Source organism: Microbulbifer discodermiae, assembly GCF_040742695.1.
Taxonomy (GTDB): domain Bacteria; phylum Pseudomonadota; class Gammaproteobacteria; order Pseudomonadales; family Cellvibrionaceae; genus Microbulbifer.
Map to the genome: position 1 here is coordinate 1 of NZ_JBFLAB010000134.1, position 2,200 is coordinate 2,200.

Annotated in this window: 1 protein-coding gene and 1 pseudogene; both read right to left on the reverse strand. The window is 43.1% G+C overall.

The annotated features are described in order from the left end of the window. Window positions 1-437: 437 nt before the first annotated feature. Window positions 438-1,403, reverse strand: a complete 966-nt coding sequence (locus tag AB1S50_RS19335; protein WP_367152894.1) for an acyl-CoA desaturase — start codon at window positions 1,401-1,403, stop codon at window positions 438-440. 43 nt (window positions 1,404-1,446) lie between these two features. Next, window positions 1,447-2,031 (reverse strand): annotated as a pseudogene (locus tag AB1S50_RS19340) (DUF4386 domain-containing protein); the annotation flags it as partial. Window positions 2,032-2,200 lie beyond the last annotated feature (169 nt).

A 2,200-nucleotide genomic window follows, 5' to 3' on the forward strand; every position in this document is an offset into this window, starting at 1 on the left:
CAAAACAGCGTTTATGACCTGTATATTCGGTATTTTGACGTTACCTCGCTGTAAAGGCAGCAGGTGTTCGATAATTTTGAATTGCGATTTTGTGATTTCCATAAACGCAGATTTTATCAAAATTAGTGTTAACAGGCCCTAGTAGGCTGTTGAAATTAGAAGAAGTTCGACGCCTGCTACCGGAATATGGATGTTCCGGCAAATTCGGCGACGTATAAGTCGTTGATTTTGGGAGAAAAGTGAAAATCATATTTTTCGCTTTTCGTGTTTTGAAACAGGCAGGATGTCTTTTTCAACAACCTGCTAGTAGCAATACTTAACTTATTAAGTACACATTCTAACGCCTCATTAAGCGGGCCAATGCTGTGCACATATTGTGCTCAAAAGGGAGCGCAGCGAGCACGGGCCGCCTTTTAGTGGTTCTGTGCCTTACCTTGTTAACCTGCTCTTTTAATAAAAGTTGCAATATCACAGTTTTCTGGCACTCGCTGCACTCGCTGACCGAGATTTATTGCCTCGGTTACTAACTCACTTCTTTGTGGTAAGTGTTGGGGAAGTTTGATGTTTTTTACAATACCCAAATTGTGCAATGCATTTAGCACCCACCATCCTGGGTCTGGCTCGTCTTTGTAGAGTCCCAACATGGCAGAACCAGGGTAAGCATGATGATTGTTATGCCATGCCTCACCCATCGAAAGGAACCCGGCAATTCTAATATTATGGCCTTGTACAGCTGCACCTTCTACGCGCCAAGTTCGCTGGCCTCGGTTGTGGGCAAAGAAGCCAATAAGCCAATGTCCGCCAACAGAAACAACGACCCTAACGCAGACACCCCAGACAACCCAACTAAGCCCGCCGAGCAGAAATAAAGGCACCACAAGAACAATCTGCTGTAAAAGCCAAGTGGATTCTATAAATTGGTAAAAACGACTTTTGAGAACTCGTGGTTCGATATGAAAAATAGGTGGGTTTTGTAGGCGCAAGTCACAATTTAATTGCCACCAACCGTCTTTTAGGATGGATGAACCATGTAACAAAAAGTCGTGGCACTTTTCTTGGCGTTGAGCCCAATCTCGGAGGTCATGCTGCTTGAGCATACCTATAGGACCTGCCATGCCAACTAGTACACCAGCGTATACAAATACGTATTCCATCCATAGAGGACACTCGTATGAACGATGTATCAACAACCGGTGCATACCGAGGGAGTGACCAAAACACAAAGTTATGGCGGTTAATACAATGAAAACCGCTAAGGCGGACATAGAAAATAAACCGGGAGCGATAAACAAGGCAGCGGTGAGATTGCCCAAGAACCAAAGTGATTTCACTGGGCTCCACACTACGTCGCCTACACTAGCACTAGTAGGATCATCAGAAATTACTCTTTCAGTATTCTTCATAACTCTGTCTGAGTGGGTTAACGCGGCCCCTTGGAGTGCTTGGTTAGGCATTATTAACGGTACCAAACGTACGCTCTTCAATTTTTTCCGGAAAGCTAAAGCCTTTAGTTAATAACCACACCCCAAGAATAACTTCAAATAAAAAAACCGGAATTGTTATATATAAACCTATGTTGAAGCCTATAATTGATAGCATAGATCCTGCGGCCAGAATAAAGTACCCTAATAATCCCAAGCATGACAAAACCTTGGGCACTAAAGAGAAGCGAAGCAAAACAAGGCAGAACAGTATGCTGCCTAGACCAAGAACGATCATTGCAAAATTGTATGAGTACCAGTTAGTTTGAATGGCAGTATTGCCAAGTGTAAATATAAATAAAATATCAGAATCTGCAGCGTTTGATATCTCTTTGCTTATTGGAATTAAAGTTAGAATTCCAATAATCCCGATAGCGAGAACAGTAGCCTCAACAATTCTAGCAGCAAAATACCCTAGGGCTACAGATTGGTTGTACTGCTTCAAGATTGGATAGATAAGCACACCAATAGCAATGACAGCAATAGAGTTTAAGGCCATAAATAGACCGGCCACCCCAAGCTTTTCCTGATTGTTAAATATTTTTATAAGAAACTCTGGGCTTGCTGTTAGGTTGACGGTAAGCGTCCGGCAAACTCATCTACCAAGCCAAATTCTGCGCTGTAATTTAGGTGTCCACCTATCAACAAGTGGACACCTAATATGAGTGAAATTATCCCTGCTAAGAAACCCGTGAAGCGTCGCCGGCATTCCCCGGAGC

What these genes read in the sequence shown, in the direction of transcription:
- AB1S50_RS19335 (WP_367152894.1), bottom strand. Translation starts at nt 1,403, where the DNA reads ATGAAGAATACTGAAAGAGTAATTTCTGATGATCCTACTAGTGCTAGT.